Source organism: Halobacteriovorax sp. XZX-3, assembly GCF_043196495.1.
Taxonomy (GTDB): Bacteria; Bdellovibrionota; Bacteriovoracia; order Bacteriovoracales; family Bacteriovoracaceae; genus Halobacteriovorax_A.
The window spans coordinates 1,431,383-1,451,825 of record NZ_JBEBMO010000001.1 but is presented as its reverse complement, the minus strand read 5'-3'; the positions used below and the strand labels follow the sequence as shown (position 1 = coordinate 1,451,825).

The following is a 20,443-nucleotide window of genomic DNA, read 5'->3' as shown; positions in this document are numbered from 1 at the left end:
AATTTATGTAAAAATATTGCAAGGCGTTAAAAAAGGGACAAAGAATAATGCTTAAAAACTTACTTGGACATAACTTAAAAGCAAAGGGGATGAAGGAGCAGTCGCAGACTAGTGCGAAAACTGTTTCTCTCGATAACCTGCTTTCTAGTCATGCCAATAAGAAGCTTTCTAAAGGACAAAAAGAAGAGTTTAGTAAACTTCTTCATGGTGGGGAGTCCAAAGGACAAGAATCACTTCTGACTACGAATGTGGCCAAGGGATTAGTGTCAAAATCGCAAAAGCATAATCTTAAAAATCCAGTTAACGAAAAAATCACTCATCAAGAAGTAAGAGAGCTTCTTAAAGAGGGAAAAGCAAATACTAGCTCGCTAATTAAAGATTCAAATAGTCCAAAGATTGCAAAGGCCATGGCCAAACACTCAACACCGACATCTTTAATTTCAACTTTAAGCTCAGCAAGTACAGCAGAGAATAGACCAGTTGGTAAGCACAGTGATATTGATAATATTCTTGGAACAAAGAATATTGTTGAATTACAAAAAGCAAAAACAACACTTGTTAACTCAAAATTAGAAAATTCAACTGAAAACAAGCAAGCACCAAAACTAGCTTCAAATGGTGTTAAGACTAATGCTCTACTAGGTAAGCACACACAAGCAATTATTGAAACAGCGCAAGTTTCACCAGATAGAGAAGTTGAAGCTCCTCGTGAAAACACGAATCTTTTAAGAATGGCACCAACAAACCTACTTAAAGGTAAGAAAGCACCTAGTTTACAAAGTAATCAGTTGACGAGTAGTGCAGATTTTATTGCTAATCGCCAAGTATTAAATAATCAACCTGCAAATGAAATGAAAGCTTCAAATAGCTTACATATGAATAAGTTTACAAAAGAAGCATCACAGAAGAATAACTCAATTATTCGTGTGAAAAATGAAGTTAAGGTTGAAGACTTTTCATCAGATATTACAGCAAAAGGTGATAGAAGAGCACCACAACAGGTTCAAAATAATTTAATTGGTGCACTTGGAAATTCGAATACAGCAAATGATTTTAAAGCTGAAATCAATCTTGCGAAAGCACCAGAAGTTCTTGATCTTTCAAACGTAACGAATGCTGATCAAATGATTAAAGAAGTGACTAACTATATAGAAATGAATCGAATTGAAAATAGTAAGTCTCTACAAGTTCTTGTAAAGCATAATGAACTTGGACATTTTAATGTAACGGCCAATAAAGACGCTAATGGTATGATTGCATTAAATATTGAAGCTTCAACAATTGAAGCGAAAGAATTCTTTAAGGAAAACGAAGTTAAGCTACTTAAAAATCTTGATATGAAAGGAATCAGAGTAGCTGACTTTAAGATCCATACGGCCACGTCTGGTCAAATGAGCGATACTGCTTCACAATCTGAAAACTTTAAGAATGAAAAGCGTAATAGTGAAAGGCAAGCGGACAAAATCTCCTCTTCAAAAATGAGTGGAAATGAGTCTGAATATGCGAGACAATTAGATAGTGAAGATTCTTTTGCATTTGATAGTTTTCAAGATGCAAGAGAAGGCCGTCAAAGAAGATGGCAAGAGTATAGCGAACGCATAGGTGCATAATGCCAGAAATTGGAAAACCACAACAGAGAAATTCATTTTCACAAATCGGTATGGGCCCACGTCAAACGAAGGGCAATAGTCGAGGTGAATCGGTTGGTGAGCAACTAAACCGTATTGCTGGTAATGATATTGTTGATCAAAAGTTTGTTGATGAAAAAGAGCACAATAAAATGGGCCAAGATGGTTTCTTAAAGCTTCTTTCTCACCAGCTTACAAATCAAGATCCAATGAAGCCGATGGATCAAAAACAGCTATCTGCTGACCTTGCACAATTCTCTCAATTAGAGCAGATGACAAATATGAATGCTAAGCTCGATAAAATGGGTAAGAATGACCCTCAAGAGCTCAAGTTTTTCGGTGCTAGTTTCTTAGGAAAAGAAATTTTAACGAAAGGTGCCTCAGTTAGTTATGATGGCCAATCGTATAAAAAAGATGTTCCATTTTTCTTAGATAAAGAAGCTAAGAATGTTATGGTTAATATCTATGATAAAAATCGCCAGTTAATTGGAAAGGTTGAAGCAGAAAATCTTGGAAGAGGACAACACACTCTTGCTTGGAATGGCCGTCAACTTGATAATACAAGAGCTGCAAAAGGTGATTACACACTTGAAGTTTGGGCCTTTGATAAGGACATGAATAAATTTAAGGGTGAAACAAAATCGACTGGTGTTGTTAATGGTGTTGATTTTGAAAATGGAGAGACAATTTTCACATTAGAAAATGGAAAAAAAGTTTTCTTACGTGATGTTGATAGCTTCAAACTAGCTTCTAATACAGGTTCAGAAGTGAACGATAAAAATATTGCCGCATTGCAAAAGAGGGCGGCACAAAACTATAATAATATTAACAATTCCGCTAACCAATAATTGGAAATAAATGGGAACTAAAGATATTTCAAATTTTCATATTCCAAATGTAAGCCAGATTCCTGGTTCGAAGAAAGTTGATCTTCGTAACCGTCTTGGTAATGTTGGTGGAAACGAAGCTGCTCAATCAGAATTTAAAAATCTTTTAAATGAGCAGATCTCAAATGAGAAGATCAATAAAGCGCATCAGTTAGATCAGTTAGCGCAAACTCAAAGAGAACACGGAATTCAACTTTCGACTCATGCAGCGAAGAGATTGCAAGAGCGAAATATTGATATTGATAGTAACGAGTTTTTTAAACTTAAGGATGCTTTTCAAAAACTTCAAAGTAAGGGTGGAAAGGATTCTTTAGTAATTACAGATAAAGCAGCCTATATCGTGGATGTACCGGCCAAGAAGGTGGTAACGGCCATTGATAAGGGAAGTATAGAGAGTAACGTATTTACAAAAATTGATTCGACTGTATTGGTTTAAGATTTAATTAGCTGGTCCTAACGGAAGCTTCGTGTTTGCCTGTCGTTGTAAACACATCTTTTAAAATCTTTATTCCATTTAGTCGTTTTTAGATCTGGATCTAACAGAGCAGTTTAGATTTAGTTTTAGTCTAGGAGGGACGAATGAGTATTTTAAGGTCATTTAACATTGGTGTATCTGGTTTAAGCGCTTCTGGAGCGGGAATGAACGTTGTTTCAGACAACATTTCAAACGCTGGGACACATGGTTTTAAAGCTTCTAGAGCTGAATTTCAAGATGTACTTGCAGTCTCTCTAAAAGGGATCGAAGGTGGAGATCAGTTCGGTGCTGGTACAAAGCTAGCTCACATTAAGCCAATCATGACTCAAGGTGATGTTGCAAGAACTGAGTCGATCACTGACCTTGCTATTCAAGGTGATGGTTTCTTCAAGGTAAAAGCTCCATTCGGAAATGGATACTCTAGAGATGGTTCAATGCACTTTAACAAAGACGGTGAGCTTGTTAACGGTGATGGATATAAAGTAATTGGTTTCAAATCAAATGAAGATGGAACACTTACAAATAAAGAAGGTGAGATTAAGTTAGGAAACACAACGATTCCAGCTCAAGCAACGGAAAAAGTTAAGCTTTCTATGAACTTAGACTCAAGAGCTTCTGTTAAGCAATTTGATCCAAATAATCCAGAAGAAACTTCAAACTTTTCTTCTTCAATGACTGTATACGATAACGTAGGTACAGCTAGATTAATTACTGTTTATTATAATAAGACTGCTGATAATAACTGGACTTACCGTGCAATGGTTGACGGTGCTGATGCTCAAGGTGGTGAAGCAGGAACTATGGTTGAAATGGCACAAGGTCAACTTATCTTCAACGACAAAGGTCAGCTTCAAGAAGAAGTAGAGTCTTCAAATGCTTTCAACTTCAATAAAGGTGCACAACAAGGTCAAAAAATTGAATTCTCATGGGGTGAATCAATCTCTGAAGGTGGAGATGGTACTGATGCTTCAACTCAGTATGGTTCAGGGTCTGCAGTTGCTAGACACACTCAAGATGGTGCATCAGCTGCTACTCTTGGATCTCTATCGTTCAACGATGATGGTATCCTTACTGCAGTTTATGACAATGGTGAAACAAGAGATATCGCTCAAATCGCTATTGCAAAATTTGATAATAACGAAGGTCTTTTCAAAATGGGGAAAAACCTTTTTAAAGAATCTAAAAACTCTGGTCAACCAGCAATGGGGAAACCAGGTGAAGCAGGACGTGGACAAGTTCTTTCAAAGTCGATCGAACTTTCAAACGTTGATATTGCAAATGAGTTCGTTAACCTAATGACGTCTCAAAGAAACTTCCAAGCTAATGCTAAGACGATCTCTACAGCAGATAAAATGATGCAAGAGGTCTTCAGAATCAAGGGTTAATAAATAACTCATACTCCTATGCTTTTAAGGCCCTCTTTTGAGGGCCTTTTTTATGTTCTTGTGCTTAAATACTTCTATTATTGGAGAATTTTATGAAGACAAGAATTGAAGAAGATTTACTCGGACAATTAGAAATAGATAATGAAATGCTTTATGGAATCCATACGCAAAGGGCCCTAAATAATTTTCAAATATCAAATGCAAAAATTGGAGACTACCCTAATTTTGTTAAGGGGATGGTTCTTACTAAAAAGGCAGCAGCAGCTGCTAATAAAGAAATTGGTACAATGGAAGATGATAAGTGCGATATGATTATTAGCGCTTGTGATGAAATCCTAGCAAACCTTGATGATTACTTAAAATACTTTCCATCAGATGTCTTTCAAGGCGGAGCTGGTACTTCGGTAAATATGAATACTAACGAGGTTATTGCTAACGTTGCTCTTGAAATGAATGGACATAAACGTGGCGATTATAGTGTCTTAAATCCAAACGATCACGTAAATAAATCTCAATCAACAAACGATGCTTATCCAACTGGTTTTCGTGTCGCAGTTTTCTTTTATATGACTAAAGTAATTGAGCGAATTCAAGAGCTATCAGATAGTTTTGAAAAGAAGGGCGTTGAGTTTGAAAAAGTTTTAAAAATGGGGAGAACACAATTACAGGATGCTGTTCCTATGTCATTAGGAGATGAGTTTCACTCATGGGCAGTTAATCTTCGTGAAGAAGTGCGCTCTCTTTCCCGTTGTCGTGACCTTGTTTTAGAAGTTAACTTAGGTGCGACAGCAATTGGAACAGGACTAAATGCTCACGATCGTTATTCTGATCTTGCCATCGGTTTTCTTTCAAAATTTACAGAAGAAAGTTTTGTAAAATCGGAAAACTTAATTGAAGCAACATCAGATTGTGGAGCTTATGTTATGATCTCTGGGTCTTTAAAAAGAACAGCGGTTAAACTTTCAAAGATTTGTAATGATCTAAGACTTCTTTCTTCAGGTCCACGTTGTGGGTTTAATGAAATCAATCTTCCTGAGCTCCAGGCCGGATCATCTATTATGCCAGCAAAGGTAAACCCAGTTATTCCAGAAGTTGTAAATCAGGTTTGTTTCAAAGTTATTGGAAATGATATGACTATTACAATGGCCGCTGAAGCAGGACAACTGCAACTTAATGTAATGGAGCCAGTTATTGCTCAATCTCTATTTGAATCAGTTGATCTTCTTAGTCATGCTGCTACGACATTAAAAGAGAAGTGCGTTGAAGGTATTACAGCTAATGAAGAGCATACGACAAATATGGTTTTAAACTCAGTTGGAATCATTACATATTTAAATCCATTTATTGGCCACCACATGGGTGACGTTATTGGAAAAGAGGCCGTAAAGACGGGGAAATCAATTCGAGAATTAGTTCTTGAGAAGAAGTTACTTTCTGAAGAAGAATTAGATGAGATTCTTTCAGTTGAAAATTTAATTAAGCCTAAGTACAGAGCAAAATTATTCAAATAAAAAAAGCCTCCATTTCGGAGGCTTTCTTTTTCGCTATATTAATTACGACGATTTCTTCTTTCTTTAAATACATGAGCTCGGCAAGTTGCGGCCATGATATTTGGATGATTTGTTGGCCCTGAGAACCTTGTGAAGTCAAAGCTTCTAACGTTGCAACCATGTTGGCAACGGTAGTTAAAAGTTCTTTGAAATCCATTCGTGTATGTAATCGTGTATTGATAATCAAGAACAGTCATAAACCTATGTGAATTATTATAAATTTCACAATTAACAAAAGGTCCCCAATTAATTTGGCCTTCCACTGTGCGGTGTCTTTCTTCTTGTGCCCAAATCTTTTGAGTTAAAAAAAGTAGCAGCGCTAAACATAATAGCTTTTTCATAAAAATCCCTCTCTAATGAATATTTATATAAAAATGCTATTAGAGATTAGAGGCTCTGGCAAGTTAACGAGGGTAAAGCTATAGGTGCGACGTGTTACTGGTTTAGTAGTCTATCGGCCTGGATTGTTAGGCCAACATTCTCTCTTGTCACTTTGCAGTATAGTTGCGTACCTTTGAAAGTTTCTTCTTTCCACATATCCTGGTAATCATCCCAGTTTTCGTCTGCAAAGAATTGATCAAAGAAGGCACCGATTGAATCCACTAATCCTTCTAGAAGCTTAGTGTGGTCACCGTTTTCTTCTAGATCCATTGAGGCAAAGTATGTTGTAGCAGCAGCTGCTTGGTTTGATGTGTCCACAAGAGAAGCAATTACTAGAACTTCACCTTTGTGCAATCTTCCATAGACTTCAAAAACTTTATTAGCATCAAATAACTCGTTGCGATACGTATCTTGAAGAAGTTCAAGTACAGAATCTGCCCACTCATTTGGAAGATCAATTAAAAATGGCCCGTTTGTTCTTGAAAGCATTCGCAATATCCTTTTTTAACGCTACGAAAATCTATATAGAAGTAGAAGATAATTAACAAGCCACTGTTTGTGTGTCAATATATCTGGACTTTAAATAAGACTAAATAAAAAGGAGTAAATAATGAGTGTTTATATTCTTTCTGGTGCTAGAACACCAAGTGGAAGTTTCTTAAGCTCACTTGCAGAAGTTGGAGCAACTCGCTTAGGTGCAACGGCAATTGAAGCTGCAGTTGAAAAAGCGGGAATCGCAAAAGATAAGGTTGATGAAGTATTTATGGGGAACGTTGTTCAGGCAGGTGTTGGACAAGCTCCAGCTCGTCAGGCCGCAATCTTTGCAGGTCTAAGCGAAGCGACTCCATGTACAACAATTAACAAAGTTTGTGGATCGGGGATGAAGACAATTATCTCTGGTGCTCAGTCAATTATGACAGGTGACAATCAAGTTGTTGTTGCTGGTGGTATGGAAAATATGTCACAAGCTCCTCACTTGCTTATGAACTCTAGAACTGGTGTTGCAAAATTTGGTGCAGCAGAAGTTAAAGATGCTATGCAATGGGATGGACTTTGGGATGTTTATTCTGACCAAGCAATGGGAAATTGTGCAGAAGAGTGTACTGAAAAATATAACCTAACAAGAGAAGCACAAGATGCTTATTCAATTGAGTCTTTTAAAAGAGCTCAAGCTGCAATCGAAGCTGGGATTTTTAAAGATGAAATCGCTCCAGTAACAATCAAAGGTCGCAAAGGTGACGTTGTTGTTTCTGAAGACGAAGGACCATTCAAGGCTAAGTTTGATAAGATTCCTGGTCTAAGACCAGCTTTCAAAAAAGATGGAACAATTACTGCTGCTAACGCATCAACTATTAATGATGGTGCTGCTGCTGTTGTTCTTGCAGGTGAAGAATATAAAGACCAAGCAGAATTTAAAATCGTTGGTTGGGCATCTCACGCTCAAGCGCCAACTTGGTTTACAACGGCTCCAATTGAAGCAATGAAGAAGAACCTTGAGAAAACTGGACTAAAACTTTCAGATATTGATGTTTTTGAAATCAATGAAGCTTTCGCAGCTGTTCCAATGGCAGCGATGGCAGAAATGGGAATTGATCACGCAAAACTTAATATCTATGGTTCTGGTGTATCACTTGGTCACCCAATTGGAACTTCTGGTACTCGTATTGTGGTAACACTTATGACTGCTATGAAAAACCAAAATGCAAAGTACGGTTTGGCCTCTATTTGCATCGGTGGCGGTGAGGCGTTATCATTGATATTAGAAAAAATTAAATAAATTTGCAGGACTTTCGTAGTCCTGCTTTTTAGTAGGACTATGGATGGCCCAAGCTCAAACACAAAAACAACACAAATCTGGTATCGTTCGATTCAAAGCAGGTGAAGTTCTTTTCAACCAAAACGATCCAGCGGATTCTCTTTATATTATTCAAAAAGGACAGATAAGACTCTATATTCCAAAAGGACAGGGCTTTGTTGAAATTGCAATCCTTCGTGCTGGTGAAGTTATTGGTGAGATGGCCTATTTTGATGATAAGGGATCAAGAAGAAGTTGTTCTGCTGCTGCCATTGTTCCTACAGATGTTGTTCGCGTTACATTTTCTGCATTCGATAAAACAATGCAGGGTCTTAATCCATGGTTTAAAACAATCGTTAATACTCTTGCTGAACGTTTGAGAAAGACGAATGATCGTGTAAAAGCACTTGAGACTAATTCTGTTGGTTTCGGTAAAGATGGTAAAGTTGGCGAGTATGTCTTCTTTCACACAACAGATGTCCTAAGAATTCTTGCAGGGATTTATCTATCATCAAAAGTACACGCACAAAAAGGTGAGGATGGTGCTCATCGAATTCATATAAGTTCAATTCGTTATTACCTATTCGATATCTTTGGTGTTTCTGAAATTAAATTTGAAGAGATGATAGAACTTTTAAAAAGAGAAGGTTTAATTGTTATGGAAGATGACAAGGATGGGCAACCAAAGCTTGTCAAAATACCTAATCTTGAAAATCTTCGAAGTATTGTAGCTTTTGTTAATGCTGAAAAAATAAAAACAGATGATAAGAAAATAAAAACAACGAAGAAGTGCAATCTAATTCTTTCTCGTATGAAGAATCAACTTCTTGCAAAAGGTATTACTAAAGGAAAGTCTTCTGCCGATTTATCTGCAGTTATTGCTGAGCTTAAGGAAGGTGAAGCGATTGTTAACGCTGAAGATATTCGTCCTGCAATATTAGCGGGAATTGTGGAAGATATTTTCGTGGATGACAAAGGTAATATGACTAATGTTGTAGATATGGATAAATTGATTAAAATTTTACCGGGCCTAATCTTTCAAGTTGCTTGGCAACGTTTAAATGAAGAAAAGGCCGGTAATAGTTATTAGTTTCCAGTTGGATAGAAGTTTACTTCAACGTTGGCACCATCACTATAAATAGCATTTCCATAAAGTTTTAAGAAATAACCAGTTTCGTTCATAACAGGTGTCGCTGGAGTGTCATCTGTTGGACTTGTCACCTTAATATTGAAGTTTGAATAATAGGCAGGATTAGATCCTGATTTCATTAATTGCCATCCATTTGTCGAACTCTTATTAATAGTCTGCCCATTAATCTTAAGAGTAATCGAACTTTCAACAGGCTTACTATTAAGTTTTACGTAACCATAAAAGTTTTGTGGTGTTTGATAGCTTACAACTAAACATTCTGGATATTCCACAATTGCATTTCCATTTAAGCGAATGATGTGGCCAGAGTGTTCTTCTCCAACTGAAGGAGAGTATCTTGTTGCAAAGTTTCCTCTCTCACCAATATAAGTATAGCCATTGCTCATTCCTTCAAGAATTGGTGTTCCAGCTTGAGAGCTTCCTCTTACATACTTTGTGATAATTAGAGAACTAGTATCGATAAGAGCACCTGGCTCTGCTACTTTCCAGTAGTTGTATTTGTGTTTAAGAATTGCATCAACAATTGAATTGTTTACGTGGTCAAAAATATTATTGAAGTTACTCTGAGTACATACGTTAATATTATCATTTTGACCGAATCCATTGTACGAATATGATGAGTATGGAAATGGGTATGGATTACTTCCGCTTAAGTTATCATATGGTTGATTGTAAATAAGATCACTGGCTCCGTGATAATTATAGTTTCTTTTCCCTTTTGATACTTGTGGGCAATTGTAAGAGCTAGGGTCAATTGATGGAGCTAAAGAAATTAGTCTCATCATCGATGAATTAAGTTCGTAGCTACCAACATTACTACAAGTTGAGTTAAACGTTGCAGCTGTACTACGAGTTGTTCCAAGCATTTGTTTATCATCACTTGTATATAGTGATTGAGAGTAAAGTGCTCCATTATAATTACCACGCATACATAGAAGGTCATGGGCCATGGCCTTACGATACTTTACAGATAGTGAGTGGTTATTTGGTAAGTTGACACCCGTTGTATTCCATGAGTTATCATCCTCGTTAGACATGATAACAATGATTGTATAGGCGTCTTTTCTAAGGGCACCATTTAATTGATTTAATTTTACAAGTTCGTTAATACGAGAAAGACCGCCTTCTTTTGTTCCTGATTGGGGACTAAAGTTTGAAATAACATTTGAAGCGGCATAGCGAGATATTGTTGTAACTCCTGAAGGATTAATTCCTGAGCGAGAAAAAAAGTATGTGCCATTATTACCTGAACCAATAAGAGGCGCCATAAGAACCTGGTAATCAAATCGATCCGCAATATTGTTTACAACATTATTTAGTGCTGTTTTAGTCTGGCTACTAATAAAGCTGGTACTTGTTGAGTTATCCCAAACAAAGAGTAGGTCAACAGGTGGCCTAATATAAGTAAACTTAGAACACATTTCACTGTTTACTGTCTGAGTAGGGTCTGTCCCAAATGAGTTAGAATTCTTGCGTGTTGCAAATTCTTCTTTCGCACAAGAGGCCATGAATAATAATGTCAAAACAAGTAAGATCTTTTTCATCAATTAACTCTTCGGTTAAGAAAAACTAAAACTTAAATATAATTCAGCCTTTTTTACTAAAGTATTATTCCCATTTGATGCTTCTTAGGGGCAATATTTTTCATTAATTTTGTTAATGATATCAACAGGTTAAAATAGGAAGTGCAAATCAAATGGAGAAGAATATGGCACAATGGTATTACGTTGAAAAAGGTGAAAGAGTAGGACCTGTTGAATTGGAAGAGGTTGAAGTCCTATTTGGAAAAGGAAAGCTTACACCTGATAGCTATGTTTGGACTAAAGGATTTGATAATTGGAAACTTATTTCAGAAGCAACAGAGCTAGGACACTTATTAAATAAGCGTGTAATGGATGAACTTCCTCCAGAGCTCGATATGCCTCCTGTCATTGATGATCAGCACGTCGTTCTTTATTCATGGGATGATATCAAAGATGATGAAAAAATAATTACGATTAAAATTGGTCTTGATCGAGGAATGGAAGAAGTTGAGTATGGGCCGTTTAGTGTAATTGATTTACAAAAGGCTTATCAGCAAAATCGTATTAATGAAAAAACTCTTGCCTATATTCCTGGTGAAAACGAATGGGTTTTCTTAGCAGAAACACCAATTGCTAAGAAGGTAATGGGGACTGTTCCTCCATTAATTACAGATGATGAAAGAAGATTAAATCAAAGAAAGCCATTTGTTGCTCGTATGTTCTTTCATGATTCTCAACAGGTATTTGAAGGAGTTTGTCGCGATATCTCAATCGGTGGTATGCAAGTTCTCGTTTCGAATTTTCCATTTAATGTAGGTGATGAGGTCACATTAAATGTTCACCCTGAAAATACTGATTACCACTTTATTGCCTCGGGCCTAGTAGTAAGACATCTTAATGAGAACCAAGGTTTTGCTCTCCGATTTGTTAATCTCTCAGACGAAGCTGAAAGCTCGATTAAAAGCTATATCGGTTAATTTAAGATGGATACTTCGATCTATATTCGTGAGTATCATTCAGGTAATGAGGAAGCAAAAACCCTCATTCTTTTTCATGATATTGGCGGAGGCCACTATACTTACGATAGTTTAATTCCCTTGCTTGTGGAAGAAGGGGTGAATGTTGTTTGTTTTGATTATATTGGCCATGGCCTAAGTTCTGGCACACGTGGACACTTTGAAAGTATTAATCACGTTAAGAATTTTTTAAATGAACTATATCAACATAGTAAACTTGCGCAAGGTGAGGAGATTTATACTCTGGCCGTTAATCAAGGTGCATTGATCTCTCTTTTTTATTCCACGCTATTTGATAATGTAAAAGGTAATATATTCTTAAATCCTAAAATTAGAACTGAATATAATAAGAACATAAAAAATGAATTAATATCTAAAATACCATGGCAACCAAATTTCTTGTCACGCTCTCATATTAAGCTATCAAAGCAAAGCAATGACTTAACGGCCAATAACTTTGTAACAAAGAAGACTCTAGTTGTTCTTAACCAAATCTTGAAAAAAGTTCAATTGAACGTCTATTTCATGCAATGTCGAAACTTAATCTTTAGTAGTAATAAAGACAGTATTATCTTTGAGACAATTATGAGTGAATTTAGAGAAGAGGTTGAAATCCCTGAGTTTAATTCTGTAAAGACCATAAAAAAACAAGACATTATTTTCAAAGAAACTTATAATTGGATACATGAAAACTAAAATTTTAGCTCTTTTTGCCCTGGTTTTATTAACTTCTTGCGGAAATATGACAAAGAACTTTGTCAAAGGCGGAGAATCTATTATCAAGGGTGGTACTGCTGGTGGTAAGCCTTGGAATGATCCTTTGAAGTTTCAACGCCTCTCTTGGTATTCAGAGCTTAATTTAATGTATGATGTTTTCTTAACTAAAATCGAGCCAAGCTCTCCGTTTTGGCAATGGTTTTCTGAAGGTGAGTCAAGACGCCTTAAAGAGTGTAAGGATGTCTATGTTGCTATCACATTTAGTTTAGACTCTGACCGAATTTCTCATGCAATGTTTTATAATCAAGTTTTATCGAAAGAGCTTCAACCTGTCGTAACTAATGACTTTGATCTTGCCATTGCAAACCATCCAGATTTCAATAAATTCTTTTTGTCGTTATACAAGAGTAAAACACTTTGTGCTACATCTGATATCGGTGACTTAAAGATTCATTTTCCAAATTATAGAGTGAAAACTCTGCATTTTTAGTCAAAAACTTATCTAAAGTTTGCACTCTGAAGTTCCGATAAAAATTCGAGGAGCTTTAGTAATGAGTGAAGAAAAGAAATTTGATAGATTTGGTCGATACCTTATTCTAGATCACCTAGTTGATGGTGGTATGGCCAAAATTTGTCGAGCTCGCTTTCTGGGGGAGCAAGCCGATAAAATTGTAGCAATCAAAATGGTTCAGCCACAATTTTCATCTGACGAAGCATTTCAAACTATGTTCATGGATGAAATTAAGACGACATTTGGATTATTACATCCAAATATCGTTCAGACCTATGACTATGGTTTTCATAATGGTCAGCTTTTTGTTGCGATGGAATATTGCGATGGTAGAAACTTAAAGCAATATATCGATAAACTTAAAGAACATAACTATGTCTTTCCTGTTGAAATCTCAGCTTTTATTACGATTCAAGCAGCCCAAGGCCTTCACTACGCTCACACATTCACTGATAAACTAACAGGGAAACCTGCAAATATTATTCACCGTGATATTTCACCTCATAATATCATGTTAACTTTTGATGGCTCAGTAAAGGTAATCGACTTTGGTATTGCAAAGTCTGAAACTAACTCTGAAGCGACTCAGGCGGGAACTATTAAAGGTAAGTTATCATACCTTGCTCCTGAATACTTAGATGGTTTAGATCTTGATCCACGTTACGATCTATTTGCTACAGCAATTACATTATGGGAAATGCTATGTTCTAGAAAGCTTTTCAAAGCTTCAAATGATCTAGCGGTATTAAAGAAGATTCAAGAATGTAAAATTCCTGTACCTTCATCAATTAACCCAATGGTTCCAAAAGAACTTGATAAGATTATTTTAAAGGCCCTTCATAAAGATCGTAACAAGCGTTACCAATCTCTTGAAGAGTTTGCTCGAGCTTTAAATAAGTTCTTATACTCAACTTATCCAGACTTCAACTCTTCAGATCTTTCATACTTCGCTAAAGAGTTATTCAAAGATGAGATTAAAGTTGACCGTGAAAGAATGTACGAATTTGGTCAGATTGAGCTTGGCCCATATATTAAAGATTATAAAAATGAAACAGAAGGTAAGCCTTACAGTAGTGATGATAGTGTTGATGCAACTCAACCATCTGTAGCTAAGAAGAGAAAAGAAAAAGAGGCACTTTTTGAACTTGATATTGATGAACAAACAGATATTCAAGTAGAAGGTTCATTACCTAAACTTGATATGGCCTCAAAGTCATCAAAAACAAAAATTAATAAGATTGATATTCGCTCTAATAAGACTAGTGCTAGTACTAAGATCAAGCGAATTAAGAAAAAGAAGAAAGTTGAAGCAAAGAAAAAGAACTACTTCATTCATGTTGCCTCTGTGGCAGCAATTGCTGCTGGAGTTTACTTTGCTAAGGATCATATTCCTTTCTTGAAAAATTCATCAACAACTCCAACTGAGGTTGCAACGACAGTAGAGCCAAAGGCTAAAACAAAGCGTGAGCCTACAAGTAACCAGCGTGGAACGATAACGCTTAAGAACTTCAGTCGAAATAAAGATAAACTTTATATCAATGGATCTGAACAAAGTGTTGATGTTTTAAATCGTATAAAAGTAAATGCAAATGAACTATTAACTGTTCGTGTAGAGAAGACAGGGCGTGAGCACTTCATTGTCCAAGATATTTCAATTCAGGATGGAGAGTCTCGTAATATTCAAGTTGAATCGATGCCAAAAGCATACTTTGGATATCTACAAACAAGTTCTGCTTGTTTGAAGGGAACGATCAGTTTTGAACTTTTTGGAGAGCAAAGAGAAGAGAGATTACCTATCCGCTTTGTTCCAGGGATTCCATTTGCAACTGGAATAAGTCCACAAGGTGATAGTGTTCCAAAGGAATATGAAGTCATTATTAAGGATGCAAAGAGCTCTGTACCACATAAGGTAAGTTTCGAAATTCAAAATTCCAAGGTCGTCGATCTTTGTAAATTATTATAAAAAAAAAAAGCCCGCTTAGCGGGCCTTTTTTTTATCTTGATAATGCTTTAATTAGTGTTGCAAGAACTGACTCTTGAAGCTTTGTTATTTGACCAATATTGGCCATAATAATAAATGGACTCTTTAGAATATTTCCACAAATAGTTAATTCACCCTTTTCTTCACTGTATTCTACAATTTGAAAAGCATTTACGAATTCTTCTTCAAAGTGTTTCATTAACTTTGCTTCAAACTCTTTTCCCTTAACTGGGTTTGGTTTTTTGTCTCCATCAATCGTAATGTGAACGAGTGCCTTTTTATCGCTATTTTTTGAAACGTCTTCGATATCATTATAGATAAGCTTTAGATTATTAGCACCTAGATTGATTTTGAAAATATGCCACAGTTCTTCGAAAAAGGCAGTTCTATCATTTGGCCATAGAGCTTTTAGGTGATCCACTACTTCGAATAGCTCTTCTAGTAGAACAATATTATTTTGCAAAATCCAGTTACTTGAAATCTTATCAAATACTTGTTTTAGTTTATCGTTTGATTCTGCTTCAAATTGTTCAGAGCTTTCAAAAAAATTATTTCCTTCATGTAGTGGTGTGTACTTTGATTCTTTCTTTAGAAAGTTATGGACAACCTCTTCTTCTAATAATTCAGGAGAATAAAAGATGCAGTCAAATTTCTCTTCAGATACTTCTGCCACGTCAGCAATCTTGCTTTTTGTGTTGCTATTTAAATCTCTGATAATAATTTGATTCTGATTTTTAATAAAACCAATCTGGCGTTGCATTATGTCCCCTCTGTGTGTCCTATTGCAAAATATTATCGAATTAGTCGAGCATACGTCAATCTTCTAGGCCCTCGAGGATATTGTTTGTCGCTGTTTTTGACGAAATAGGGGAATAAAAGAGCATGGGGATGTTGGAATTTGAACTCGATGATATAATTAACATATGTTGTCATTAAAATTGATGATTGGCCTATGTCCGATCTTATTATTTTCAACAAATAGTATTGCTCAGGATGCCTGGCTTCTCGATGATTTTTATACACAAGGTAGCAAAAAGGAAGAGAAGAAGAGAGCTAAAACTCATTACAAGAAAGATTCCGCACTTTACCAAATTGATATAAATGGCGACATTGTAAGAGAGTATATTGGAACCTCAATTGTTGATGGTATCCCGACTTTACAGATTTATGATGTTCAAAAAAGATTAATTTTTAGTTATCGATTTCCAATTTCAGGATTTAATTCTCACATCTATCGAATTAAAAGAAGAAAGATTTCAGAAAATAAAACAGCAACACTCTTCTACCAATTTAATGGTAATACTAATTATATCAATACATATGGTTCTTCCAATTTATGGGGAATCGTAGTTGAGAATGGAAAATTAGATAATATTAAAATTCATAACTTCGGACAAATTTGGCAAGAGAACAAAGATAATTATGGCCTTTATAAGAGGGCACATTTAGTTAACTTTATGGATGTTAATAATGATGGACAACTAGATGTCGTTATCTCTAGTGGTTCAGTCTATAAGGCTTACTCCCATGTTAATGGGAGTGAGTGGTCTCAAACATATAAAAAATAAATTAGTTCTTTTTTAGGATATTTACGAAGCTTTCTTAACTTCGTCTTTCTCTTTTGTACTTCTCTTATCTGAGAGGTGAGTTACATTAGAATGATCAGTAGTCTCTTCGCGCTTTAGGTTATTAGCGTAAGAATCTTTGTTCGCTCTGAAGAATGTATAAGCACTAACTGCAATTGGAAGTAGAATAAAGAAAAGGTAAAGTAAGCTTTCTGAGGCATTACTTTCTGTATAACTTTCTACTTTTAAAAGTTCTGGGCTATGTACTCTTTCTGTTTTTGCAGTAGAGGGTTTTCTCGTTGGAGAGAAGTCATACCCTTTTGCTTTTGAAGGTTCAACTTCTTTATATTCTTCGATTGAAGAAGTATATGTATCTTCTACCGCTGGTTTTCTTGCAAAAGAAAATTGTGACGATAAATACATTAATGAAATTGCGATAATTAACTTACTCATTATTTTCTCCATCCTAGAAGTGACCAGGGCCACCTTAGTATTTTACCACCATTTTAAAAGCAGTTTGAGATGGTAATCTTTGACCATCAGCTAATCATACTTATCGGCTAACTTTTGTAGGTACTTAAAATTGCGGAAAAAAAAAGAATGAACAAACTAAAATTCAGGGATTTATAACCGATGAATATATGTAGGAATCGATGAAAAGAAGAGAAAGGGAGTCAGGTATTCGTACCTGAATAGCAAATGAAAAAATATATGAACGCCGTTAGGTTCGATCCTGACAAAATTGAAAAAGACTTTCTTGAATTTTGTAAGACATTCGTACTTCGCTTAATTGCCTCAATTTTTTTATTTAAAAAGAGAAAGGGAGAAGTACTGGCGGGTGCAACAACTTTCTTTACGATCTTAAGTTTTGGCCCGGCGATCATGATTCTTATCTCAATTATTGGTGCTTATCTAGGTGATAGTGATACGGCAAAAGAACATATCATTTCAATGATCTTTTCAAATTTTCCACAAATTGATACTTCTGTCTTAAATGCTATTAAGCATCTAGTAGAAGAGCAGGTAAAGGGCTCATTTGTGGACTGGCATCAGCTTGGTCTTTGGTTCTTTGCTTGTTTAGGTATTAGTACTTCATTTATTTTTGGAATTAATACTCTTTCAAAAGTGGATATTGACGGGGGAATGATTCAAGATGATCTAAGATCTGCTATTTTTGGTGTTGTCTTAGCTCTCTTTTTTCTAATCGTTTCATTTTTGATGGAAAAGAATGTGATTGTTGGTTTGTTATCAAATGTAACAAAACACTCAAATGAACTTTATTATCTTATTGAATTACTCTTGTTACCATTTACAATTACAACCTTTGCTCTTGTATATAAGGTCTCAGCACAAATCAAGGTTAGCTATAAAGATGCGCTCTGTGGTGCATGCGTATTTGTTATGTGCTTCTTCATCGGCAAATCGACTTATTGGGTTTATCTTAAGTATTTTAAAGATGATTTAGTTAGTGACTACGGAAGTTTTTATAACCTACTCGTAGCAATGATTTGGGTTTATTATATTATATGTTCCTTCTATTTAGGGGCCTGTTATACTTATGTGCCTAAGATTAAGATTTTCGATGGCAAGAAAAGAGGTAAGCGTTGATTAAAGAAGATGTCATTCTATTGATGTGCCATGAAATATGTGAGGATTTACATATTGATAAGGTACTTCGAAAGAATTTCTTTGCTTATTTCTATTCATGGTCTTTTAGCTCCTATAATCAAGTTGAAAAAATTATTAATGAAATTGATGAAGATCAATCCTTTTACAATCGATGGAAAAGCTCATTCAAATATATCAATGCTAAGTTTACTTATGAGGAAAAGAAGCAGATTTTCTTTCGCCTTTTTGACGTATTTAGTACGAAGATTAGAAATAAGAAAGCGCCAAATGTATTACGTGAAGCTTATGAACATCTAGAGATTAAAGAAGAAGATCTTGAATATATCAGAGATGGATTTTATCGTACCCATTACTTTAATAGAGCAGGACTTAGAGATTACTCAAATGCCTTATTGTTCTCATTAATGATCTCATATTCTAATGATGGTGTTTTGGATCAAGCTGAATTTGAAAGCCTTCGAAATATTTTACGTCATATTAGTGGACACATGCCAAAGGTTCCAATCCATTCATTTGATATTAAGAATGTTTTGGCAGTAAATGCATATTCTAAAGATGAAATTCTAAAGATGCGTAATGAAGTCATTGCCGCTGTAAAGTCTGATGGCGAAGTAAATAAAAAGGAAATTGCAGCTGTTAAATCAGTTATTAAGAAGATGCATCTCGGTGAGTTTCACGACGATAGCTGGAAAGTTGTCTCTCCATTTATTTCTTTGATTGTCCTTCTCGCAGATCACGAATTAACTGAAAAAGAAGAAGAGTGGTTTTTTGATAACTACGATGCGAACTTCGTCGTTAATAATATAGAACAGGTATTTTGGCTCTTTAGTGTCCTTATTCAAGTACCAACTGTCTTTAAGAAAAATCGTAAATTTATACGTAAAATATGGCACGAAGAGAAACCGCTTTACGATATGGCCAATATGCTATTTCTAACTTTTGCGAAACACTTCTTAAGATTAGATGAGAATAGACTGACAACTTTTTCTGATTTTATTAAATCTGGAAGAAAGAAAGGGATTGTTGAGGGTATCGATGAAATCTTATCAGGTAAGGTCGTAGAAGAAGAGATTCTTCTGATAATTAATCTTGTTTTAAATGATCGTTATGACCTTGAAAAAATCAATGGCTTTTTAAATAAGAAGTATATTGAAAGGGTTTTCAAAGGTATTAAGAAAGAAGATTCAAAGCTTAAGTATCTCGCAATTTGCCATATCTTATTTGCTGATGAAGCTATTGATGGGAATGAGTACAAGGCCCTTTGGGAAGCATTTGCTACATCGCGATTAAATCCTCAGATGCTCCAATCTGTTATTTATGATTACTCGATCAGTAGAATGAAGGTATATAAAATGGATGATTACCATGAGTACTTAAACTCGGGGAAATTCTATCGAGCTATCTAAGGCTTTTGTTAAATAATCTCATTTTAAAATCTACACCCATAATTTCCATAGGCTTAAGATCAATCCAAATATTGTCACCAGATAGTGGCTCACTTGAAAAGATTAGATGGTTTACAAAACCTGTCTTAGTTGGTGCCTCACATTCTGGGGAAAAACTACTGCAGGTATCTCGATCGAGACATTTGTTCTTATATGTAGAATAGTAAAGCTTTTTACCACCATTAAAGGCAAGCATAAGGTTTCCATTTGTTAAGATAAATGAAATGAAGTTATCTGTTGGTGGAGCTTTTGGATCAAAGTTCAATTCGCCAATAATTTCAATAAGCTCATCAATTGCACTGTTGATAATATTTGTGACAAATTCGATATCAATTTCTTCTTCACTTAAGTTGATCTCTTTTGAGATCTTTGAAAGGAGAAAGTAGAAGAGAACCTCACTGTCAGTTGTCCCTAAAATAAATTTTTGAAAATACTCTGGGATATGTGAAAGAATCTTGTCACGACACTCATCAAAATTTTTAATATTTCCATTGTGTGCGAAGGTCCAATGCCCATATTGAAATGGGTGAGTGTTAAGAATATTAGTCTCTCCAATGGTGGCCTTTCGAATATGTCCAAGTACGGTTTGTGATGAAACTACACCAGAAACCTTTTTGAAAATCTTATCTTCTAGTGCAGCACAAGTAGATTTGATAATATGCGGTGAGTTTCTTACATAGTAGGCAACGCCCCAACCATGTGGGTGTTCTCGACTTTGTACCTCAAGGGCATTGTCAGCCTGAACAAGGCTTTGGTGAACTTGACTTAATATAACTGATCTAAATCCAAATAATCGACACATAGA

Annotated in this window: 20 protein-coding genes; 14 read left to right on the top strand and 6 right to left on the bottom strand. The window is 35.5% G+C overall.

All coding sequences use genetic code 11. From position 1 onward, the window contains the following. Positions 1–47: 47 nt before the first annotated feature. The 5 genes from ABMA70_RS06870 to aspA all read left to right on the top strand — a co-directional run bounded on the left by ABMA70_RS06870 (position 48) and on the right by aspA (position 5,886). The gene (locus ABMA70_RS06870; protein ID WP_392990809.1) at positions 48–1,610 is read left to right on the top strand and encodes a hypothetical protein; all 1,563 of its coding nucleotides are present in this window, start codon (positions 48–50) and stop codon (positions 1,608–1,610) included. Next, positions 1,610–2,476 (top strand): flagellar hook assembly protein FlgD, encoded by an 867-nt coding sequence (locus ABMA70_RS06865; protein ID WP_103218956.1) that lies wholly within the window; start codon positions 1,610–1,612, stop codon positions 2,474–2,476. Before ABMA70_RS06870 ends, ABMA70_RS06865 begins: the two co-directional genes overlap by 1 nt. A 10-nt stretch (positions 2,477–2,486) precedes the next feature. Beyond that, entirely contained in the window at positions 2,487–2,951 is a 465-nt protein-coding gene (locus tag ABMA70_RS06860) for a TIGR02530 family flagellar biosynthesis protein (protein WP_103218957.1), read from the top strand. A 143-nt stretch (positions 2,952–3,094) separates the two neighbouring features. Beyond that, positions 3,095–4,375, top strand: a complete 1,281-nt coding sequence (locus ABMA70_RS06855) for a flagellar hook protein FlgE (RefSeq protein ID WP_103218958.1) — start codon at positions 3,095–3,097, stop codon at positions 4,373–4,375. Between the two features lie 92 nt (positions 4,376–4,467). Continuing rightward, on the top strand, positions 4,468–5,886 hold the full coding sequence (gene aspA, locus ABMA70_RS06850; protein WP_103218959.1) for an aspartate ammonia-lyase: 1,419 nt from the start codon (positions 4,468–4,470) through the stop codon (positions 5,884–5,886). A gap of 38 nt (positions 5,887–5,924) precedes the next feature. On the opposite strand, the gene ABMA70_RS06845 is transcribed toward aspA, so the two are convergent. Together ABMA70_RS06845 and ABMA70_RS06840 are read right to left on the bottom strand one after the other, a co-directional pair. Beyond that, the gene (locus ABMA70_RS06845) at positions 5,925–6,266 is read right to left on the bottom strand and encodes a hypothetical protein (protein ID WP_103218960.1); all 342 of its coding nucleotides are present in this window, start codon (positions 6,264–6,266) and stop codon (positions 5,925–5,927) included. A 94-nt stretch (positions 6,267–6,360) separates the two neighbouring features. Continuing rightward, positions 6,361–6,795, bottom strand: coding sequence for a hypothetical protein (locus tag ABMA70_RS06840; RefSeq protein WP_103218961.1), 435 nt, complete (start codon positions 6,793–6,795; stop codon positions 6,361–6,363). A 121-nt stretch (positions 6,796–6,916) separates the two neighbouring features. Here ABMA70_RS06840 and ABMA70_RS06835 point away from each other — a divergent pair, with 121 nt between their 5' ends. Both ABMA70_RS06835 and ABMA70_RS06830 read left to right on the top strand, forming a co-directional pair. Next, positions 6,917–8,083: a thiolase family protein gene (locus ABMA70_RS06835; protein ID WP_103218962.1), complete on the top strand. Its 1,167-nt coding sequence runs from the start codon at positions 6,917–6,919 to the stop codon at positions 8,081–8,083. 43 nt (positions 8,084–8,126) lie between these two features. Then, complete coding sequence (locus tag ABMA70_RS06830) at positions 8,127–9,191, top strand: Crp/Fnr family transcriptional regulator (protein WP_103218963.1); 1,065 nt, start codon at positions 8,127–8,129, stop codon at positions 9,189–9,191. Here the strand turns inward: ABMA70_RS06830 and ABMA70_RS06825 are convergent. Then, complete coding sequence (locus ABMA70_RS06825) at positions 9,188–10,795, bottom strand: hypothetical protein (protein ID WP_392990813.1); 1,608 nt, start codon at positions 10,793–10,795, stop codon at positions 9,188–9,190. The two genes, ABMA70_RS06830 and ABMA70_RS06825, sit on opposite strands and share 4 nt — an antisense overlap. A gap of 164 nt (positions 10,796–10,959) precedes the next feature. Here ABMA70_RS06825 and ABMA70_RS06820 point away from each other — a divergent pair, with 164 nt between their 5' ends. From ABMA70_RS06820 to ABMA70_RS06805, 4 genes are all read left to right on the top strand, one after another. Beyond that, positions 10,960–11,751, top strand: coding sequence for a GYF domain-containing protein (locus tag ABMA70_RS06820; protein ID WP_158246935.1), 792 nt, complete (start codon positions 10,960–10,962; stop codon positions 11,749–11,751). A gap of 6 nt (positions 11,752–11,757) precedes the next feature. Continuing rightward, positions 11,758–12,486 (top strand): alpha/beta hydrolase, encoded by a 729-nt coding sequence (locus ABMA70_RS06815; RefSeq protein WP_392990815.1) that lies wholly within the window; start codon positions 11,758–11,760, stop codon positions 12,484–12,486. After that, positions 12,476–12,997 (top strand): hypothetical protein, encoded by a 522-nt coding sequence (locus ABMA70_RS06810; RefSeq protein ID WP_103218967.1) that lies wholly within the window; start codon positions 12,476–12,478, stop codon positions 12,995–12,997. Before ABMA70_RS06815 ends, ABMA70_RS06810 begins: the two co-directional genes overlap by 11 nt. Before the next feature lie 61 nt (positions 12,998–13,058). Beyond that, the gene (locus ABMA70_RS06805; protein WP_103218968.1) at positions 13,059–14,981 is read left to right on the top strand and encodes a serine/threonine-protein kinase; all 1,923 of its coding nucleotides are present in this window, start codon (positions 13,059–13,061) and stop codon (positions 14,979–14,981) included. Between the two features lie 31 nt (positions 14,982–15,012). On the opposite strand, the gene ABMA70_RS06800 is transcribed toward ABMA70_RS06805, so the two are convergent. Further along, positions 15,013–15,759, bottom strand: a complete 747-nt coding sequence (locus ABMA70_RS06800) for a hypothetical protein (RefSeq protein ID WP_392990817.1) — start codon at positions 15,757–15,759, stop codon at positions 15,013–15,015. Positions 15,760–15,922: 163 nt separating this feature from the next. On the opposite strand from ABMA70_RS06800, the gene ABMA70_RS06795 reads away from it, so the two are divergent. Continuing rightward, positions 15,923–16,567, top strand: coding sequence for a hypothetical protein (locus ABMA70_RS06795; RefSeq protein ID WP_392990818.1), 645 nt, complete (start codon positions 15,923–15,925; stop codon positions 16,565–16,567). Between the two features lie 21 nt (positions 16,568–16,588). Here the strand turns inward: ABMA70_RS06795 and ABMA70_RS06790 are convergent, their stop codons facing one another. Further along, positions 16,589–17,017, bottom strand: a complete 429-nt coding sequence (locus ABMA70_RS06790) for a hypothetical protein (RefSeq protein WP_103218971.1) — start codon at positions 17,015–17,017, stop codon at positions 16,589–16,591. 258 nt (positions 17,018–17,275) lie between these two features. Here ABMA70_RS06790 and ABMA70_RS06785 point away from each other — a divergent pair, with 258 nt between their 5' ends. Both ABMA70_RS06785 and ABMA70_RS06780 read left to right on the top strand, forming a co-directional pair. Beyond that, the gene (locus ABMA70_RS06785) at positions 17,276–18,172 is read left to right on the top strand and encodes a YihY/virulence factor BrkB family protein (protein WP_392990820.1); all 897 of its coding nucleotides are present in this window, start codon (positions 17,276–17,278) and stop codon (positions 18,170–18,172) included. Beyond that, complete coding sequence (locus tag ABMA70_RS06780; protein ID WP_392990822.1) at positions 18,169–19,599, top strand: hypothetical protein; 1,431 nt, start codon at positions 18,169–18,171, stop codon at positions 19,597–19,599. Before ABMA70_RS06785 ends, ABMA70_RS06780 begins: the two co-directional genes overlap by 4 nt. Here ABMA70_RS06780 and ABMA70_RS06775 read toward each other — a convergent pair. After that, positions 19,592–20,440 (bottom strand): class II glutamine amidotransferase, encoded by an 849-nt coding sequence (locus tag ABMA70_RS06775; RefSeq protein WP_392990823.1) that lies wholly within the window; start codon positions 20,438–20,440, stop codon positions 19,592–19,594. The two genes, ABMA70_RS06780 and ABMA70_RS06775, sit on opposite strands and share 8 nt — an antisense overlap. Positions 20,441–20,443: the final 3 nt, after the last annotated feature.